This window comes from Flavobacterium sp. CBA20B-1, assembly GCF_028473145.1.
Taxonomy (GTDB): Bacteria; Bacteroidota; Bacteroidia; order Flavobacteriales; family Flavobacteriaceae; genus Flavobacterium.
The window spans coordinates 15,749-33,872 of record NZ_CP092371.1; the positions used below are offsets into that span (position 1 = coordinate 15,749).

Sequence of the window (18,124 nt, forward strand, 5' to 3'; positions counted from 1 at the left end):
TTTTCAACCCTATAAAACGATAATTTTACTTATTCTTGCTTGGAAACAAACGATATAAATGCATTGTCGTTTATTATAGTAAAGATGTCTTGAAAATAAAAAAACTTTGCAAGCAACAAATGAGACAGCGTTTTGATTATATATATATACATATATTTATATACCACTCCTCTCCACTCTATAAAAAGTAGTTTTACTTATTCCAGCTTGTTTACAAGCCTTTTCAATACTTAGTTTTTTATTATCGTAAAGGTGCTTTGCGTACTGGTATTTTTCTAAAGTTTCTTTAGAAATACCTTTAGGTCTACCTAACGTTTCATTCCGCCTTCTTGCTCCTTCTAAACCGTGTTTGGTTCGTTCGCTGATTAGGTTACGTTCAAACTCTGCTACAGCACTAAATATCTGAAGCAAAAATTTACCATTAGCTGACTGCGTATCAAATTCGGGTTCTGTTATAGATTTGAAATGAATCTTCTTTTGATTGAAGGTTTCAATCAAATCCACCATATTTTTAAGCGAGCGAAAAATACGATCATTTTTATATACTAAAATAGTATCACCAGGTCGAGCAAACTCTAAAAGTTCTAATAACCCTTTACGATCTTCTTTCACTCCACTAGCAACATCTGAGAATATCTTTTCACATTTGTGTTGGTTGAGTAAATCTATCTGATTTTGTAAATTTTGATCCTTTGTTGATACCCTCGCATATCCAATTGTCATAAAATAGTACTATAAAACGTTACTATACGAAACTACTAAAAATAACGATAAATAACACTAATGAAAATAAAAAAAGAACTACTAAAAAGTAGTTCCATAAAACGGTCGATTTTTGGTATCATTAATTACAATAAAGCATGTAAATAATCTGCTGTTTGATTTAATCCATTTTTTCTAAAACTTTCTAATACTTGAAATTCATCCATTGCCGGGTTTTTGCGATTTAATACCAAATCTTTAAAAGCTTGAAGGGCTATTTTTGGATTTAAATCAATGATATCCGTAAGAAAATCATCCGCACAAACTGCCTTCAATCCAAAAGAGTCTAAATAATCATCTGGAAAATCTTTCAAGTTATTAGTTACAATAATATTGGCATTGACTTTAATAGCAGCTGCTAATACATGTCTATCATCTTTATCAGGTAAACTTAAAGTATCAATTAAACCTTCATAATTTAATACTAAAGCATCGGGAAATGCCAAATTTGCTATGTTTATCCGCTTCTCTGCTTGTGAAGATTCTACTCCCTTTCGAATCATTACAGATTTCCATTCATCAAAAATGATTTTACTCCATTTTGGGGTATATAAATCATAATGAGCAAACCAAAATAATAAATCTCTAATCACGATAGGAAATATTACATTGGTATCAAGAACTGCTTTGTATCGAACACTATGAATCATATAAACCTATTTCATCATCAAAGTTCATAATATCAATGATATGCTTTTTCTGTTTTTGCTTCATTTCGTTTTTATATTTGATTACATCTTCAAATAAAATACGACGATGTCTTCCAACCATTGTAAAATCAATTTCGCCTTGTTCTAAAAGTTTAACTAAATGAGGCCTTGAACAACCCAATATTTCAGCTGCTTTTTGAGTAGTGACTTCCGTTGCAATAGGTACAATAGAAATTGGATTTCCTTCACTCATTGACTTTAAAATTTCACTTAAAAGTTTTAAAGCTTTAAAAGGTATTTTAATTCTGTCGTTTGTTTCTTCGATTTCTATTTCAGTATCATCTTTCTTCAATTGTGATAAAATTGAAGAAAGTGCTGAATAAGATTCAATAGCCACTCGTTGTTCTTTCTTAGTGGGTCTTTTTATATAATCTAATGCTTCCATAGTTAAATTGTTTTACACAAAATTAAACGAAATAAACGAAACAAACAAAATAAACGAAATAAATAATTTTATACTTCGCCTAATAAAATTAAAAAACTTGCAGAATTAGCCTTATCAATTAAAATTCCGGGAATAGTCTAATATCAAATTAGTAAGATTTTCTTTTATAAAAAAGTACGAGTCCTCTTCTAAAAATCCTAATGGGGCATAATCAATATAACGTTGACGATAATTGTTATACATTTCAAAACTATGTAAAAAGTTTAACTCTGTTTTGCGATCATTTAAATAAGAATTTAAATCAAAATAACTGTCCCGAGTTGGGGAATATGAAAAAGCTAATAATTTGCCAATACCTTCAACAAACCAATTTAATAAGTCATTAATTATAAATTGTTCGGGGATTTCAAAAGTATATCCATCCGTATCATAAAAAAGATAAAAATCTGTTTGAAAACGATTATTAAAATCTTCTAAATTTTTTGCTACAATCTCAATGTTAGATATATGCTCAGGTTCTAATGAATTTCCTAAATCTAACGATAAACAAACGACGTTTCTTGGCATCATAATAATTTAACTTTAGCACATTTACTAATTTAATAATTTTGCAGGATGTATGCTTTAGTAGATTGTAATAATTTTTACGCAAGCTGTGAAAGGGTGTTTAATCCTCAATTACGGCATAAGCCAATTGTTGTGTTAAGCAACAATGATGGCTGTGTTGTTGCACGTTCTAATGAAGCCAAAGCATTAGGTATTCCAATGGGAGCACCCGCTTTTGAATACAAAAAGTTATTTCAAGATAATAATGTAAATGTATTTTCATCAAACTACGCTCTGTATGGCGATATGAGTAACCGTGTAACTCGAATCCTTAGAAAATATACACCTGATTTAGAAGTTTATTCGATAGATGAAAGCTTTTTACAATTCAAGGGATTTGAAAATTATGATTTAGTATCGTATGCAAAAGAGATACGGAAAGAAGTGCTTAAAAACACTTTAATTCCAACGTGTATTGGAATTGCCCCCACAAAAGCATTAACTAAAGTAGCCAATAAAATAGCTAAAAAATATCCGCAATTAGAAGGTGTTTATGCTATAGATTCCGAAGAAAAACGAATAAAAGCTTTGCGTTGGTTAGCTATTGAAGATGTATGGGGTATTGGTAGACAATTTGCTAAAAAATTAAAGGCAAAAGGAGTAAATAAAGCATTAGATTTTACAAATCTTCCTGATGAATATGTCCGAAAGGAATTTACTGTAGTTGGTTTACGACTAAAAAAGGAATTAGAAGGCATATCTGCTATGGAACTTGAAGATGTAAAAACAAAAAAGAATATTGCTACGACAAGATCTTTTGATAAAACCTATGAAGATAAAGCCTATTTACAAGAGCGCATTGCTACTTTTGCTGCAACTTGTGCAGAAAAATTACGAAACCAGCACAGCAATTGTCAAATTGTAACTGTTTTTATTTTTACGAATCGATTTCAAGAAAATAAGCCACAGTATTATCAATCGATCAATGTAACCATCCCCTTCCCTACTAATTCATCTATTGAGATTATTAAATATGCAAAAATTGGATTAGATGCTATTTATAAAGAAGGTTATGCTTATAAAAAAGCAGGAGTTATAGTTAGTGGAATAACTCCGGAAAGTGAAAAACAATTCAATTTATTTGAAGACGAGCACCCCAAACATCGAAAATTGATGAATGTTATGGATCAAATTAATTTTAAATATGGAGTTAAAAAATTAAAAATTGGTTCTCAAGCATTAGATAAAACATGGAAAATGCGTCAAGATTTATTAAGTCCTAACTATACAACGAAGTGGAATGATATACTTACAATACAATGATTACATTTAAAAAAGCACCCTATTTTGGAACTGAATTAGAAAATCTAACCATCCATGCAGAAGGAGAAAAAAAATATGTCCAAGTATATGGAGGAGTTCGTGCAGGTTTTCCTTCTCCAGCAGAAGATTTTTTAAGTGATCGTATCAGTTTAGACGAACGATATCTGTCTAAAGTAGAAAGTACATTTGTAAATCGTGTGAAAGGATTATCTATGTATCCCGAATATTTAGAAAACGATATTATCATCATACGTTCCGACTATTATCCTATAGATGGTGATGATATTGTAGTTTCTATTAATAGCTCCGAATATACATTAAAACGATACGATAAACCAAATAATCGCATAGTGGCTTTGAATAGTGATTACGCAAAAAGCGTAAAAATTGATGAAGATGATGAAGTAATAATATTAGGTGTGGTAGATGCTTTGATCAGAGATAAAAAGAAAAGAAATATATAAATATATTTCTATGTATATATTTATATATATCGTGTTATAATAAAAAAATAAAGCCGTATACATTGATACACGGCTTCTCTATTATTTTTTAGATTCTTCTAAAGATAACTTTCTAAATTCTTTTAAAAGTTTCTCTAAAGCTAAAGATGATTTTCTCGCTCTTGTTCCAGCTGATTTATTTTCTTTTTCAATTTGTAATTGAGCGTCTGAGTTGAATGCTTCAAATTCTGTGTTTAATTGTTCTAAAAGATTTTTCATTATAATATTATTTTATACAAATATAGCATTTGAAACAGTAATAGGGAGGAACTTTTCATTAATATTTTAATGCTTAAAATTACCATAATCATATTAAAAAGTAAAACTAAATTATAAAACAATATTTAAATATAAAGCTATCTTTATATTTAAATATATATATACTTTTATATATTTCTATTTATATATATTACTATACATATATGTTTTTAGATATGTGATAACAAGTAAGTTATTATAACACTTTGCATTTAAAGTTTTCATCTAATGAAAGTCTACCCTGAAATTCTTTATCTTTCCATCTAAAAGATTTAATATCAGTTTGATCTCCTCTAAGTAAGATCTCGATATCATCAAAAGATAAATTATAGCCAAAAATAGAGGGCCAAATTATAAAATCACATTTAATATCTGATAAGTAATGAGTACAGCCAAAGAATTTCTCCATTTTCAATACAGTACCGCTGCACTTCGGACAATCTCCTAAAGAGTAATCAAATTGGACTTGAAAAGTACTGTCATTTACAAAAAGTTTTGCTTGAAAATGAATGCCTTGTTTTGAAGTAAAATTTAAAAAAGGAGTTGAGTTGCCAGTAACTAATAATCGTACATTATCTTCAGTCATTGTAATTCCACTATAAGAACGGTAAATAAACATTCCACATTTTCGGTTAAAATAATTTTCACATCCCCAACCTTGCTTTGTTCTTAGAATTTCGCCATCACAATTAATACATCTAAGATCATCTACAATTTGATTTCGAAACTTATAATTGATATAACCGTGTACAATTTTTAATGCAGCTTCAAATTTTTCGCCTTTATCGTCCACAAAATCTGAATAATATTTTGTTTCGTAATTGTGAAGCAAGTCAAATAGCATTTCTGGAGTAATAATTTTTTTCGAATAAGATTTATAAATAAAAAAATTACACAACTGCTTATTGTTTTCAACAAAATTACATTGAAATTTATCCTCAAACTCTAAAAGCTGCCCTTTGTTGCAAATGGGACATGTACCAACTCGTTTCATTCTATAAAATTAGCTGTTTTTTACAAAAATTCGCCGGGCACTGGTGAAATATCGTCTTTCCTTTTCGGACTTTTTTATCAATAATGGGTAAACTATTAAAAAAATTCCTTTTAAAATGGGAATATAATTTTGAACGTTTCTTATTTTAATTTTAATATTAATTTTAATATTAATTTTAAGTAATCGTTTTTTTAAGCTATAAAACATTGTTTATTAATGTTTTACACTCTTTGTTTTAGGCTTTTTTGGGTAGTGGAATCTCGAAGATATGGGTAGTAGAATGTCGATTAAATGGGTAGTGGAATCTCGATTTTTGGGTAGTAGAATGTCGAAATAAAATCACGTGGGTAGTGAAATGTCGATTTTTGGGTAGTGGAATCTCGATATTTTACCTTAAAAACTGACTCTAAAATCAAAAAAAGTTTGATGGGTAGTAGAATGTCGAATATTAAATGGATAAAATGCATAATTATGGGTAGTGGAATGTCGAAATAAAAGAAAATAGTTGTTCTTTATTGAATTTTGGGTAGTGAAATATCGATTTTGAATTAGTAACTCATATAAAGATACGATAAATAAATAAGGTATATTAGTATAAACGGTATAAATATATACTCAATTGTATGAATACATATTAATAAAGTAATGATAGCTAACATATTAATACAATATGGGTAGTGGAATGTCGAAATATATATTAAGTTATCTTTATATATCAGAGTGCTTATATAGTAATGGGTAGTGGAATGTCGAAATTTAAAAGAGTACTTCCTTGGTTTAATAATAATCTTTTTTAATGGTGGGTAGTAGAATCTCGATAATATTAATAAAAAATAATTTAGTTGAAACTACGTAAGTACTACAAACTCGACTTAAATTCTATAGATTTTTTTTTATTATGGGTAGTGGAATCTCGAAATTTAAAAGAGAAGTTCCCTGATTTATTAGTAGTCTTTTATCCTGGTGGGTAGTGGAATCTCGATAATAATAAAAAATGCTCCTACAAAGGAGCATTAAATATTGGGTAACCCTTAGGGGATATTTGAGCATGCTTCGTCGCAGAATAAAGAGAAATAACTTCTTCTTGAATTTCATCTAACAATGCTGAAAAAGGAATATCAGTAATTAAAGGATTGTTGTTATCTTTTCTTCTTGCTGTATTATATTTTTTAACCAGATTCTTATATGCACTGCTAAAAAGAAACTTTGCACCAAAATCCATATCAAATATTTTTTCTATATGCTCTAACTCTTTTTTAGTCAGGTTATGTCTTTTCTTAATATAAGAAAGTTTATATAATTTGAATTGATTGTCCTGACTTGATAAATTTATAGATTCTGCTGCGCCACTACCAATGGATTTAAGTTGATATCTAGTTATACCTATAAAATTTCCACTTACAGAGCTATTAAAAGAAAAAGACGATGATTTATCTAATACTTTCTTAATAGGGTCTAGAAAGCCCTTTTTTAGCGTTCTTAAATCTTTATAATTAATCCCCCAGGTTCTATTCATATACTCTAAGGTAACCTTGGTTCCGTCTTCTTTAAGAGTATTTAACCAGAGTGCAAATAAGAATTGTTTATGAGATTTTACAGAATAAACTAAAGAATAGAGAACGTAATTATAATTGGCTAAAGCAACAATCTTTTTAAACCAATAAGGATTAATATAGAAAGATACTTGTCCTTTATAAATAGTTGGATCAATAATTAAACCACCATAAAATTGTTTTTTTTCAATGTCACCTTTAGAATTAATATACTTTACTGTATGCCATTCTTGCTTATAATTAACTAAAAATTGTAGTCCTTTTTTAGTTAATTCTAAATTACGGGATTTAGATATATCTGAAGTACGCATTACAATTTTAGCATATGATTCATCATCTTCTAAATAAGTTTTCTTAAATAAATCTAATTGAAAACTATCATCTGAAACACCATATTGAAATTGCCTATTTCTAAGAACATTTAGAATATTAATAATTATACGATTTGCCTCAATAGGCATAGATTCTTTAACAATGAAATTGCCTTTAACATCTTGGAAAAATAGATCTCTATAAAATTCATTTGAAATTTTAACCTTATCAGCTATCTTATTGCTGCTAAAGGTTTCTTTTACTTTATTGTCTTTTTCTTCCTCATTCATAACTTGTAACTTTTCTACTGGTTAAAGTGCTGTAATTTAATAATTATTTCAGTGAACAAATAAAATTTAATCGTATATTTGAAACACGAAAAGGAAAACAAAATTTATTTTGTTTCCGAAAGAGGGGCTTCGGCTCCTCTTTTTTTTATGGTCTGGTAGGATTTTTACCATTTAAATAATTAGCAACTTGTTGTTGGCTTTCTTTCTCATATACATTGCAGAATAACCATTTATTTTCTCCTACAAAATGCTCATCAAAATACTTAACCAACCGCTTTACTCCAGCTGATCCTTGTACAGCTCGATACTTAACCCAGTTACCATTTAAGAGCTTCACATTTACTACATATACTTTATTTGACTTTTCCATGATAACGCTTTAAGAATTCATTATATTCTTCCTCATAAACGTTTATTAATGCAGTATTAATCAATTCTTTCACCGTCATTCCTTCAATCAAAGAAGCTTTATTTTTAAGAAATGTGATCATTTCACTCGGAACTTTTACATATAATCCTTTTTCAGACGTTGAAGGTTTTTGTACCGGCACCACTTTTTGTACTGGTGTTTCTACTTGCGTTTTTTTTACCTGATTTACTAATGCAGATAAATCTACTTTTTTATTAGCCATTACTTAAAAGTTTAATCATTAATTCTCTTGTCAAATTCTGAAGTTGATTACTTGCTTTGTGTTTCCCTTCAACTCCTTTGGTTACAATGCTATTAGTAATTGCATCATAGTCGTTGATTACTGTGTTAGCAATAGGAACATCCAACTCATTAAAATTCTCAGTTAATCTATCTTTAAGTGATGAATTAGCTTTAATTCTATTAAAAACGATTAAAGATCGATCTACAGCATTGTTATCTTTAATAATCTGAACGGTTTTATCAATAGCTAATAGATCATTGATACTCGCTTGCGTTGGTATTACAATTAAATCAGCTTGTTGTACTAAAGAGTGAATTTCTTCAAATAGGTAAGGGGGTGTATCAATAATAATGAAATCGAAATCTTCATGTGGGATTTTATTAATTTTACGATCTACATCTATATATGTCAGCTGGTCATTTAAGTCTTTTACTTGGAGTAAAGTACCTTGATAATCCCAATCAATTAAACCAACCTTAGCGTCTTGGTTGAGTAAATTTGCAACATTGTAAGATAATGTGCTTTTCCCAACGCCACCTTTTTGATGAGTAAATAAAATGATCTTAGCCATAATTCATCTATTAATTTTTATCAAAAATAAAACAAAATATATTGATATACAAATATTTGTATAGTTAAATATTAATATATTTAGATATAAATATATATTTATATATTATTAAAAATGTATGAAATAATATTTTATAAATACCTTATATCAAAAGGGTTAAGCACACTAATTTCTATCGTATAAAGAACAACTAAAAACTAATCCGATTAAAAGAGGATTTGTTTTGTGAATGTACCCTTTAATTATTTACAACAAGGAAATATTTTCCGAGTGTAAAGTATTAAAGGAGGTCGATAGAAATTTAACTTTGAAATAGGGTGGGTGGGTAAGAAAAATATTAAGGTACGAATATAAGGTTTCACTAAATAATTCAATCCGCCCCGAAGGGGCGAATTTTTACGCCCTTTATTATTTTAAAAGGCGTAAAAGGGTTATAATTTAAGGTAATTTATTGCTTTGTTCGCATAACTAAAAGCCTCTTCTAAAATTTGATGTTTTTTCTCTTCGGCTGTATGCTTTAACCAACTTTTTAAATAAATAATTGAGTTAATAAACTGCTCTGAATAATTGAATTCTAACGAAAACAATAACGAACCCAATTCCGCAACCAATTCTTCAAAAGCATATTTATTTCTACCGTCTTCAAAATCTTGGTCTAAACGGTTTAATCGGTCTTTATGTCCTGTCCAATGAATAATTTCATGAAAAACAGTTGAATAATATGCACCCTTATTTTTGAAATACTGCGGTTTGGGTAAATGAATTTCATCTTTTCCAGGAGTATAATACGCTTCGCCTTGTACTAAATGTTGTAATGATAAATTTTTGGTTTCAATTAAACCATTAATAAAATTTTCGGCACAATCATCAAGTTCTATGAGTTCAACATCAGCAATAATAGGAAACTCACAATCATTTATATTTTCAATGTTATCCGTATGAAATACACGATAATACTTCATAAAGCTTTTTACTCGATATTCTTTTTGTTTTGTGCTATCTAAAGCCTTAAAATCAGCAAGTTGAATACGTTCTTCCGTTTCTTTATGTCTAATATCATAACTAAAGTATTGTATTGGTAATGACTTTGAACCTTTCTTAATTTTGCCTTTTGATTTAGTAATCTGATTAAAAGTCGCATAATAGCAATTTGAACGCTTATTAATCAACATATCAAGTGCCAATATAAATTGGTTTAATCGTGTGTAAGATTGTAAAGAAAGTCTGTTAGCAGGCATAAAAGATACATTTTCTTTTAAAAAATGTTGCCAATGTTTCTCTTCTACGTTTTCCAGTTGTTCAATAATTGAACTAAAGAACAAATCGTTATAATTATTCTTTGTAGTTTGAGCTTGGCTCTTTTCTGTTGTTTTAACGGTTCTTTTTGCTTGGGGAGTTTTTACATTTGTTTCCATAATAAAATAATATTTAATAGTTCTACAATTTTTATTAATCATTCTTCGTGAGTTGTCGCTTATGGCTTTTCTGTGCGAAATAGAACTATTGACTACAGAACGATTTATAAAAGGAAAAATCCATTGGCCGCTACAGAAATGAAGCTGACAAATGGATTCGACTGGTAAATATATTTAGGAGTGTCTGCGAGTTAGAAATACAAGATAGATAAACTGAAAATTGGCGTTATTTTTCCTGAAAATACTGACGATTTTAAGGTGATATCTATTGATGTAGTTCTTAAGAAGTAGAAACCTCAATAGATTTTTATAAAGCGGAATAGGCAATAATTTTGCAACAAGAAAATCATATACGGCGACACCTCCGAATAGAGTGACATAAAAAGGGAAGAAGCTATTTTCAATATTATGATAGAACAAGTAAAAACCAAGCAAAAAGAATTAATTAAAACATTAACAACTTTCCTTTTTAAATAGGATAAACACACTAATTTCAATCGTAGAATGATTAACTAAAACTGAACCTTTTTACGTTGGGTTGGACAGGTTTTACAAAAACCAAACTATTACCTTGTTTTAAGGAGAAAACTTGGGCTAAAACATGGAGTATTTTAAATATAAAACGCAAGTGTTTCTTCAAGTTATCCGATAAACTTGACATTACTACATGGTTGTTTGCCTGAGCCATCCCACGACTATTGATGCGCTTCATATTGAAAAAGTTGATCAACGTACCTAATACTGGCTCCACTGTGCTTGATCGACGTTTAACCAATCTGCGGTGATACGCTTTGTTTCGGATCAGTTTTTTATGCATTTTGTCGTAAAGAGGTTGTTGCTGTTCATTTAAAAGGCAAATGAGCCTTGTTCCCTCCTTCCTGAACGCATTCATATCGATTTTCTTCTGTATTAAAAAAAAACTTTTCGGGGGGTACTTTTCAAAATTAGGGATCCAGGCATCCAATTTTTTGTGCTCACAATATTGCAAACTCATACCACTACTGTAACCTACATCTGGTAAAACTTCACCAATTTTCATTAACAAAATCTTAAAAAAACCACAGGGTATAGACTTTTCTGACCTTGGCTACCGTAATATTTTTTTTTGTGGAGTTATACAGAAAGTGTAAATCTAACTCTTGATTTATGCACCTATAAAAGTTATCTGCTGGAACCAAGCCATCTAGGCTTAATTAATAAAAAAGTTCTAAGGTAAAATCTTTACGTTCTTGCATGCAACAAGATGCGATTTTTATTTATATTTGAGTTGTGCAAAAAGCACATAATATTGCCAAAAGCAAGACTAATCTGCACACTTTTATCCGCTGCGACTGGTTCACTTTATCCACTCTATCTACATATCCAAATTTCATTTACAAATGAAGTTTATAAGTGTACAATAATAACAAAAGTTTACAAAAATGCTATTTTCAAATATAGTAAACAAATACTGTAAACGACAAAAATGATAGATATAAAAGAAAAACCACTATTTTATAATGGTGGTTTTCTGTTTACAAAAATCATCTTTATTATAAACCAGCTTATGTTGGTTATAAATTTATTTTTTAATTAATTATAAAATTTATTAAAGTAATATTATCAGAATAGTTTTATAGTAGAAAAATATATATTATATTCCAATTCATTTATTTTTAACAATAAAATCAATTTAAAGATATCTTATGCTAAGAAAAATTGTAATTCTATTTATATGTCTATTATCAAATTATTTTTTCGCACAAACTAAATGTGTTGGAAAAATTAAAGATTTCAATGAGAATCCCATTTTTAATGCATCAGTAGTATGCAAAAACACTGAGGGGCATATTATTAGTTTTAGCTTTACTGATAATAGTGGGGATTACAGTATAGATATTGAAACAAGTGGATCGTTTATAATAGAAGTAAATAAAGCGGGTTTTTTAAAAGAAAAAAAAGATCTTATTGTTGATAAAAAAAATAAAAAATATCAACTAGATTTTGTGTTAAATGAAACTAGTGAATTGCTAGATGATTTAGTCATTGAAATTGAAAATCCGATTAAACAAATGGGGGACACTCTTTCTTATGATGCAAAAAATTTTAGTACCGGTAGAGAACAAACTGTGGAAGATTTGTTAAAAAACATTCCGGGAATTACAGTTGAAAAAGATGGTAAAATTCAATTTGCAGGTATTGAAATTGAAAAAGTAATGGTTGATGGCGATGATTTTTTTAATAAAGGGTATTCTTTACTAACAAAAAATATGCCCAATAAGCCACTTGATAAAGTACAGATATTACGAAGATACTCTAATAATAAACTTCTAAAAGGAATAGAGGAATCAAATAAGGTGGCGTTAAACCTTACGATAGACGACAAATATAAAGATATTTGGTTTGGAGATATTTCTATGGGTTATGGCTTAGTTTCAGAAAACCGTTACGATGTTAGTGGAAATTTAATGAATTTTAGTAAAAAATATAAAAACTTTCTTAATTATGGATTAAATAATATTGGTTTAGACAAAGTAGGCTCAATAGAAGATATGATTTTTAATAATAATGACCTAGAATCAATTGGAAGTAAAAATCTAAATAAAATAATGGGATTGGACGCAAGTCGTGCAGGTCAATTAAAGGATGAGCGAACTAGAATAAATAACGCGGAAAATATATCATTAAGTACAATTATTCCCTTAACAGAAGTATTAAAAGTGAAATTTGTCGGTTTTTTGGGATTGGATGAAAACTATGCATTTAATAATAGATTAAATGTAACTTCTGTTGGAAATACTTATTTCGAAAATTCTGAAATGAACAGATTTAAAAGTCACTTAAAAAAAGGATATATAAATTTATTAACTACTTACGATATCTCTAAAAATGATATGCTACAAGTTAGTTCTGTCTTTAATAAGGGGATAATAAATAATTATAATGATTTAACATTTAATAAAAAAAATACATTAGAACGTTTGGAAACTGAAAATAGTTTTTTTGATCAAAAGTTAACCTATACTCATAAATGGAAAGATAAAAATGTTGTACTTATAAAAGGAAGGTTTTTTTCAAATAAAATTCCGCAATTTTATGCTGTAGATGATTATCTATTGGGAGATTTATTTTCATTTGATGCAGATGCTATGAACAATAATATTGATAATCAAAAGACCTTTTCTGGAATTGAAGCAGATTTTAAATTAAAGCAGAAAAATAATGATTTAATTGAATTTCAAGTGGGTTATCAATATAATAAAGATATAATTAATACTAATTTTCAATTATTTAATAACTACTCAAGTATTCGTCCAAATGAATTTCAGACTGATAGTTCATTTTCTACAAATGATTTTTATATTAGAAGTCGTTATACTTGGAAATGGACTAATTTTCAAATTACAGGTCGTGGAGATGCTCATCAACTATTTAATAGATTTGAATCTTTAAAATCAAATAAATCGCAAAACCCATTTTACATAAATCCTTCAATTAGTTTTCGATGGGATATCACCCCTACACAAGTACTAATTGCGGCTTACATGTTAAACTATTCAAATATTCCAGTAATCAATGTAAATGACACGTACGTACTTAGTTCATCAAGATCATTTTCTAAAGGATTAGGAAATTTTCAGTTAACAGATTTTCAATCTGCTAATATAAGATACACTTACAATCATTATCTTTCAAGATACAATATTACATTTGGTTTAGATTATAGTAAGCAGAATAATACTTTATCAACAAGAAGTATACTAAACCAAAATAATAATCTATCAGAATCTATTTTAATGAAAGGGGGTAATACTTATTCATTTTCAATAAAATCGCAATTTTATTTACCATATTTTATGAAAAGCACAATTAGTTTTGGTGGGAACTATAGAATATCTAAATCTTTTAATGTAATTAACAATTCAGGATTACGAAAAACCATTTATTATTCCCAAAACTATAATTTTCAATGGAGAACAAATTATCGTACTGGTTTTAACTTTTCTATGAGTTCAGAATTTACTTTTGATAAAGTAGAATCTCCAGATTTTATTAATAATTTTAATAATAATTTTAATGTATTAGAATTATATTATCTATTGGGAAAATTTAATTTTAAAATATTAGGAGAGCACTATCATTTTGGAAACCTAGAGAATAATAATAAAGACCATCTTTTTATTGATTTTGAAACGTCATACAATATAAATGATAAATATACAATTACATTACGGGGTAATAATCTATTGAATAAAAAAAACTTTTCGACCTATCGTATTTCTGACATCGGCTATACAACATCTACATACTCCTTAGTCAACCGGTATATTTTACTTTCAATCAAATTTAGATTTTAATTTGTATTATTATTTTTTTTTATTATTTTTAGAAAAATATTTTACAAATTTTAGTTAACATTAATAAATATATTATAGTATGAAGAAAATTTTATTATCAGTACTTGTTGGTTTAGCAAGTTACACTGGAACTTATGCTTCTAACGGAGAAATCCAATTAGATTTAAAAAGCAACTTATTTTTTAATGATATTTCTTTTGAGGTATCATCTTTTGAGCATTCTGAAAAAATAATTTTTTTTGATAATTGCGTTTATTCTGTTTTTTGGACTGATACAAATGGTTTTCAGCATTCCAAAACAATGATGCCTATTGGCACCTATGAGAGTTATTCTGATTGTGTTAGAGCTATAAATGAAAAATTAGACGACTTAAGATCTTGGGGATATACTATTGATAAATATAGTATTCATTACGGAGAAGATGGTTGGTAGTAATCAACTAAAATTATTATTTTTAATTATAAATATATTACATTATGAAGAAAATTTTATTATCAGCACTTGTTGGTTTAGCAAGTTACACTGGGGCTTATGCTTCAAATGAGATTGTTTCTAATACTGTTAATACAGTTGAAACATTAAACTTTCCAATTGAAACCTTAAAAATTGAAGCTTTTACTGAAAATTACAACTTAGAATTTAGTTATAATTGTCGTACTACCATCAGAGTTAAAGATAAGGAAGGATTGCAAACAGAAGTAAACCTTAATACTAATACATCAAATGCAGATGAGTGTATAGAAAGGGGCTTGCAATTTGCTTCGTTATATGAAGCCGCTGGGTTTGAAATTACACATTATAATAATTCTTTTAACATCGAATAGATTTTAACAAAAATTGAATCTATTTTAACTAAATAATAACCAAGTTTAATTATCATTAAAATTAATTTTTTCTTTTTAAAAAAATAATTTTAGTACTATTTCAAATACTTATTGAAATATCTGTTATAATATACTTTATCAAAATGCTATAACATGGGTAATCAATTAAGAATAATTATTTTAATGTAAAAAATTTAAATATTATGAAGAAAATTTTATTATCAGCACTTGTTGGTTTAGCAAGTTACACTGGGGTCTATGCTTCAAATGAAATTGTTTCTAATACTGTTAATACAGTAGAATATGAATTTAGTAATTTAATAACTAATTTAAATTCAACAACCGAATCAGTTAATGATTTTGATCCAAAATATAACTGTTTCACAAGGTTTACTTTTACAGATAAAGAAGGTCTCCCATCTGAACATTATTCAAAAACAACAACTTCATCTGCGGAAGCTTGTTCACAAAAAGGACAAGAGCAAAAACAACTTTTTGAACTAGCAGGATATGTTGTAAGTGATTATTCCAACAATTATAGTGGTTAATATATTAAACATCAAAGTAATTAGCAACTTAATTATAAGTTGCTAATTACTATTTTTTAAATCTCACATTATGAAAATAATATGTTTTATTTTATTTTATTTTAGCCTTTTTGCCGTTACTGCACAAGAACGTATCAAAGTGGATTATTCCGAATATAAACATGTTCAAATTCCTATTTTGCAAAAGGGACAACTTTATATAGACTTAAAAAACGAAAAAACGGTTTGGGTTGAAAATACAAGTTCTAGAATAGAAAATTATGACAAAAAAAATATTGAAAAACCTAAAAACGAAGATATAAGACGCCCCGATAATTCTTTTGAAGTTTCGTTAGGAAGAACCATTCCAGATGATTATGTTCTTTATGACTACAAAAACAGAAAAATAGAGATTATTGAGGATTTAGGTAAGAAAGTATTTTCTGTTCCCGATACATTTAATGAGTTAAAATGGAATTTACAGAAAGAAACTAAAACAGTTAACAATATAGAATGCTTTAAAGCAACAACAAATTTCAGAGGAAATGATTGGGATGTTTGGTATGCTCCATCTATTCCTTACCCATATGGACCATGGAAATTACATGGCTTACCAGGATTAATTTTAGAAGCAAAAACAAAAGACGGATTTTATACATTAATAGCAGATAAGATAGAATATAATTATCCAGAAAATAATCAATTAGTTCCAAGAGATAAAATTCTTAAAGAGTTATCGTTCAAAGAATATTTGGAATATCAAGACGTTCTATTTAATATGTTGTTTTTAGGAGAAGATATGCCTAAACAGGCAAGAGATATATTTGCACATAAAAAAGAAAGAAAATTTGAAACTAAAGCAAACCTTTCATGGATGAAGTAACATGATATATTATATTAAAGAATATAAATTTATAACAAACTATTTAATATTTAAAAATGAAAAAGATTTTGTTACTTTTCTTTATAAGTTTCATTAATATAAACGCACAAAACAGATTAAAAGTAAATTATTCTGAATATATTAATATACAGATTCCCGTTAAGCAACCAAATAAATTGTTTATAGATTTGAAAAATGAAAAAACAGTTTGGGTTGAAAATACAAGTGCTCAAATTTGGGACTATGATAAAAAAAAAGAAGAAAAAGAGCAAATAGAAAAAGGATATAATAATGCTTTTTCAGCGGAATTAGGAAGAACCATTCCAGATGATTATGTTCTTTATGACTACAAAAACAGAAAAATAGAGATTATTGAGGATTTAGGTAAGAAAGTATTTTCTGTTCCCGATACATTTAATGAGTTAAAATGGAATTTACAGAAAGAAACTAAAACAGTTAACAATATAGAGTGCTTTAAAGCAACAACAAATTTCAGAGGAAATGATTGGGATGTTTGGTATGCTCCATCTATTCCTTACCCATATGGACCATGGAAATTACATGGCTTACCAGGATTAATTTTAGAAGCAAAAACAAAAGACGGATATTTTACCTTCATTGCTGAAAAAATAGATAATAATTATCTAGAAAGTGAATTGTATATACCTAGAGAAAAAATATTAAAAATAATTTCTTTTAAAGAGTATTTAGAATATCAAGATTATTTATTTAATTTTTTATTTTTAGGAAAAAGTGCTCCTACACCAAAAGATGTATTTCTTAACACTAAAGAAAAAAAATTTGAAACTAAAGCTAATTTATCATGGTTAGATTAATGATAAATATTCATCTAATAAATTAAATATACTTTATATAAAGAATTTTTAACAAATAAATATATTACATTATGAAAAAAATTTTATTATCAGCACTTGTTGGTTTAGCAAGTTACACAGGAGTATACGCTTCAAACGAAATTGTATATGGCATTTCAATATCAAAAGAAGTAGAATCATGTATTATTGAAACAGCTAATGATCTTTTATATGAAGTAGAATCAGACATTAATTGTTTCAACTTTTTTTTAGTACGAAAAGATGGAGTTGAAACATTGGTTAAGTTAGAATCGTTCGCACAAAATGATGTAGATTGTTTTTCTCAAGGCAAAGCCCATGCCGAAATTTATCAAAATGTAGGATATGAAGTTGGGTATATAATTTCATTTTATTAAGAAATTCTACAGAATAGAAGCCGTCTCAATATTAAATTTGAGACGG

At 27.9% G+C, this 18,124-nt stretch carries 21 protein-coding genes; 9 read left to right on the plus strand and 12 right to left on the minus strand.

The genetic code is table 11. The annotated features are described in order from the left end of the window. Positions 1-156: 156 nt before the first annotated feature. The 4 genes from MG290_RS14445 to MG290_RS14460 form a co-directional block, all read right to left on the minus strand. Positions 157-723 (minus strand): recombinase family protein, encoded by a 567-nt coding sequence (locus tag MG290_RS14445; RefSeq protein ID WP_264563262.1) that lies wholly within the window; start codon positions 721-723, stop codon positions 157-159. 125 nt (positions 724-848) lie between these two features. Further along, entirely contained in the window at positions 849-1,412 is a 564-nt protein-coding gene (locus MG290_RS14450) for a PIN domain-containing protein (protein ID WP_264563261.1), read from the minus strand. Then, a complete protein-coding gene (locus MG290_RS14455; RefSeq protein ID WP_264563260.1) occupies positions 1,402-1,857 on the minus strand; it encodes a helix-turn-helix domain-containing protein in 456 nt (151 codons plus the stop codon). Before MG290_RS14455 ends, MG290_RS14450 begins: the two co-directional genes overlap by 11 nt. Positions 1,858-1,971: 114 nt before the next feature. Then, complete coding sequence (locus MG290_RS14460) at positions 1,972-2,427, minus strand: hypothetical protein (RefSeq protein WP_264563259.1); 456 nt, start codon at positions 2,425-2,427, stop codon at positions 1,972-1,974. A 45-nt stretch (positions 2,428-2,472) separates the two neighbouring features. Between MG290_RS14460 and MG290_RS14465 the strand changes: the two genes are divergently transcribed. Together MG290_RS14465 and MG290_RS14470 are read left to right on the plus strand one after the other, a co-directional pair. After that, a complete protein-coding gene (locus tag MG290_RS14465; RefSeq protein ID WP_264563258.1) occupies positions 2,473-3,726 on the plus strand; it encodes a Y-family DNA polymerase in 1,254 nt (417 codons plus the stop codon). Then, positions 3,723-4,190, plus strand: coding sequence for a LexA family protein (locus MG290_RS14470; protein WP_264563257.1), 468 nt, complete (start codon positions 3,723-3,725; stop codon positions 4,188-4,190). The genes MG290_RS14465 and MG290_RS14470 overlap by 4 nt, the downstream gene beginning before the upstream one ends. An 81-nt stretch (positions 4,191-4,271) precedes the next feature. On the opposite strand, the gene MG290_RS14475 is transcribed toward MG290_RS14470, so the two are convergent. The 8 genes from MG290_RS14475 to MG290_RS14510 all read right to left on the minus strand — a co-directional run bounded on the left by MG290_RS14475 (position 4,272) and on the right by MG290_RS14510 (position 11,314). Continuing rightward, positions 4,272-4,448 carry a histone H1 gene (locus MG290_RS14475; RefSeq protein WP_264563256.1) on the minus strand — a complete coding sequence of 59 codons (177 nt, stop codon included), beginning with the start codon at positions 4,446-4,448 and terminating at the stop codon, positions 4,272-4,274. A gap of 235 nt (positions 4,449-4,683) precedes the next feature. Further along, positions 4,684-5,481, minus strand: coding sequence for a topoisomerase C-terminal repeat-containing protein (locus tag MG290_RS14480; protein WP_264563255.1), 798 nt, complete (start codon positions 5,479-5,481; stop codon positions 4,684-4,686). A 1,000-nt stretch (positions 5,482-6,481) separates the two neighbouring features. Then, a complete protein-coding gene (locus tag MG290_RS14485; RefSeq protein ID WP_264563254.1) occupies positions 6,482-7,636 on the minus strand; it encodes a hypothetical protein in 1,155 nt (384 codons plus the stop codon). A 145-nt stretch (positions 7,637-7,781) separates the two neighbouring features. Then, positions 7,782-8,006, minus strand: a complete 225-nt coding sequence (locus MG290_RS14490) for a hypothetical protein (protein WP_163432955.1) — start codon at positions 8,004-8,006, stop codon at positions 7,782-7,784. Continuing rightward, entirely contained in the window at positions 7,990-8,268 is a 279-nt protein-coding gene (locus tag MG290_RS14495; protein ID WP_264563253.1) for a hypothetical protein, read from the minus strand. Before MG290_RS14495 ends, MG290_RS14490 begins: the two co-directional genes overlap by 17 nt. Then, positions 8,261-8,860 (minus strand): ParA family protein, encoded by a 600-nt coding sequence (locus tag MG290_RS14500; protein ID WP_264563252.1) that lies wholly within the window; start codon positions 8,858-8,860, stop codon positions 8,261-8,263. Before MG290_RS14500 ends, MG290_RS14495 begins: the two co-directional genes overlap by 8 nt. A 431-nt stretch (positions 8,861-9,291) precedes the next feature. Then, positions 9,292-10,317, minus strand: coding sequence for a zincin-like metallopeptidase domain-containing protein (locus MG290_RS14505; RefSeq protein ID WP_264563251.1), 1,026 nt, complete (start codon positions 10,315-10,317; stop codon positions 9,292-9,294). Between the two features lie 466 nt (positions 10,318-10,783). Then, positions 10,784-11,314, minus strand: coding sequence for a transposase (locus MG290_RS14510; RefSeq protein ID WP_264563250.1), 531 nt, complete (start codon positions 11,312-11,314; stop codon positions 10,784-10,786). A 646-nt stretch (positions 11,315-11,960) separates the two neighbouring features. Between MG290_RS14510 and MG290_RS14515 the strand changes: the two genes are divergently transcribed. The 7 genes from MG290_RS14515 to MG290_RS14545 all read left to right on the plus strand — a co-directional run bounded on the left by MG290_RS14515 (position 11,961) and on the right by MG290_RS14545 (position 18,078). Further along, positions 11,961-14,612 (plus strand): TonB-dependent receptor, encoded by a 2,652-nt coding sequence (locus tag MG290_RS14515; protein WP_264563249.1) that lies wholly within the window; start codon positions 11,961-11,963, stop codon positions 14,610-14,612. A 79-nt stretch (positions 14,613-14,691) separates the two neighbouring features. Further along, the gene (locus MG290_RS14520; protein ID WP_264563248.1) at positions 14,692-15,045 is read left to right on the plus strand and encodes a hypothetical protein; all 354 of its coding nucleotides are present in this window, start codon (positions 14,692-14,694) and stop codon (positions 15,043-15,045) included. A gap of 44 nt (positions 15,046-15,089) precedes the next feature. Further along, positions 15,090-15,437, plus strand: a complete 348-nt coding sequence (locus tag MG290_RS14525; RefSeq protein ID WP_264563247.1) for a hypothetical protein — start codon at positions 15,090-15,092, stop codon at positions 15,435-15,437. Positions 15,438-15,640: 203 nt separating this feature from the next. Further along, positions 15,641-15,985: a hypothetical protein gene (locus MG290_RS14530; protein WP_264563246.1), complete on the plus strand. Its 345-nt coding sequence runs from the start codon at positions 15,641-15,643 to the stop codon at positions 15,983-15,985. A 70-nt stretch (positions 15,986-16,055) separates the two neighbouring features. Further along, on the plus strand, positions 16,056-16,847 hold the full coding sequence (locus MG290_RS14535; RefSeq protein ID WP_264563245.1) for a GLPGLI family protein: 792 nt from the start codon (positions 16,056-16,058) through the stop codon (positions 16,845-16,847). A 56-nt stretch (positions 16,848-16,903) separates the two neighbouring features. After that, positions 16,904-17,683: a GLPGLI family protein gene (locus MG290_RS14540; RefSeq protein ID WP_264563244.1), complete on the plus strand. Its 780-nt coding sequence runs from the start codon at positions 16,904-16,906 to the stop codon at positions 17,681-17,683. A gap of 71 nt (positions 17,684-17,754) precedes the next feature. Continuing rightward, positions 17,755-18,078 carry a hypothetical protein gene (locus MG290_RS14545; protein ID WP_264563243.1) on the plus strand — a complete coding sequence of 108 codons (324 nt, stop codon included), beginning with the start codon at positions 17,755-17,757 and terminating at the stop codon, positions 18,076-18,078. Positions 18,079-18,124: the final 46 nt, after the last annotated feature.

Excerpts from the sequence above, each read along its gene's own strand:
- MG290_RS14455 (WP_264563260.1), bottom strand. The coding sequence starts at position 1,857 with ATGGAAGCATTAGATTATATAAAAAGACCCACTAAGAAAGAACAACGA.
- MG290_RS14490 (WP_163432955.1), bottom strand. The coding sequence starts at position 8,006 with ATGGAAAAGTCAAATAAAGTATATGTAGTAAATGTGAAGCTCTTAAAT.
- MG290_RS14500 (WP_264563252.1), bottom strand. The coding sequence starts at position 8,860 with ATGGCTAAGATCATTTTATTTACTCATCAAAAAGGTGGCGTTGGGAAA.
- MG290_RS14450 (WP_264563261.1), bottom strand. The coding sequence starts at position 1,412 with ATGATTCATAGTGTTCGATACAAAGCAGTTCTTGATACCAATGTAATA.
- MG290_RS14510 (WP_264563250.1), bottom strand. The coding sequence starts at position 11,314 with ATGAAAATTGGTGAAGTTTTACCAGATGTAGGTTACAGTAGTGGTATG.
- MG290_RS14520 (WP_264563248.1), top strand. The coding sequence starts at position 14,692 with ATGAAGAAAATTTTATTATCAGTACTTGTTGGTTTAGCAAGTTACACT.
- MG290_RS14480 (WP_264563255.1), bottom strand. The coding sequence starts at position 5,481 with ATGAAACGAGTTGGTACATGTCCCATTTGCAACAAAGGGCAGCTTTTA.
- MG290_RS14545 (WP_264563243.1), top strand. The coding sequence starts at position 17,755 with ATGAAAAAAATTTTATTATCAGCACTTGTTGGTTTAGCAAGTTACACA.
- MG290_RS14535 (WP_264563245.1), top strand. The coding sequence starts at position 16,056 with ATGAAAATAATATGTTTTATTTTATTTTATTTTAGCCTTTTTGCCGTT.
- MG290_RS14540 (WP_264563244.1), top strand. The coding sequence starts at position 16,904 with ATGAAAAAGATTTTGTTACTTTTCTTTATAAGTTTCATTAATATAAAC.
- MG290_RS14515 (WP_264563249.1), top strand. The coding sequence starts at position 11,961 with ATGCTAAGAAAAATTGTAATTCTATTTATATGTCTATTATCAAATTAT.
- MG290_RS14530 (WP_264563246.1), top strand. The coding sequence starts at position 15,641 with ATGAAGAAAATTTTATTATCAGCACTTGTTGGTTTAGCAAGTTACACT.
- MG290_RS14465 (WP_264563258.1), top strand. The coding sequence starts at position 2,473 with ATGTATGCTTTAGTAGATTGTAATAATTTTTACGCAAGCTGTGAAAGG.
- MG290_RS14470 (WP_264563257.1), top strand. The coding sequence starts at position 3,723 with ATGATTACATTTAAAAAAGCACCCTATTTTGGAACTGAATTAGAAAAT.
- MG290_RS14505 (WP_264563251.1), bottom strand. The coding sequence starts at position 10,317 with ATGATTAATAAAAATTGTAGAACTATTAAATATTATTTTATTATGGAA.
- MG290_RS14475 (WP_264563256.1), bottom strand. The coding sequence starts at position 4,448 with ATGAAAAATCTTTTAGAACAATTAAACACAGAATTTGAAGCATTCAAC.
- MG290_RS14525 (WP_264563247.1), top strand. The coding sequence starts at position 15,090 with ATGAAGAAAATTTTATTATCAGCACTTGTTGGTTTAGCAAGTTACACT.
- MG290_RS14445 (WP_264563262.1), bottom strand. The coding sequence starts at position 723 with ATGACAATTGGATATGCGAGGGTATCAACAAAGGATCAAAATTTACAA.
- MG290_RS14495 (WP_264563253.1), bottom strand. The coding sequence starts at position 8,268 with ATGGCTAATAAAAAAGTAGATTTATCTGCATTAGTAAATCAGGTAAAA.
- MG290_RS14460 (WP_264563259.1), bottom strand. The coding sequence starts at position 2,427 with ATGATGCCAAGAAACGTCGTTTGTTTATCGTTAGATTTAGGAAATTCA.
- MG290_RS14485 (WP_264563254.1), bottom strand. The coding sequence starts at position 7,636 with ATGAATGAGGAAGAAAAAGACAATAAAGTAAAAGAAACCTTTAGCAGC.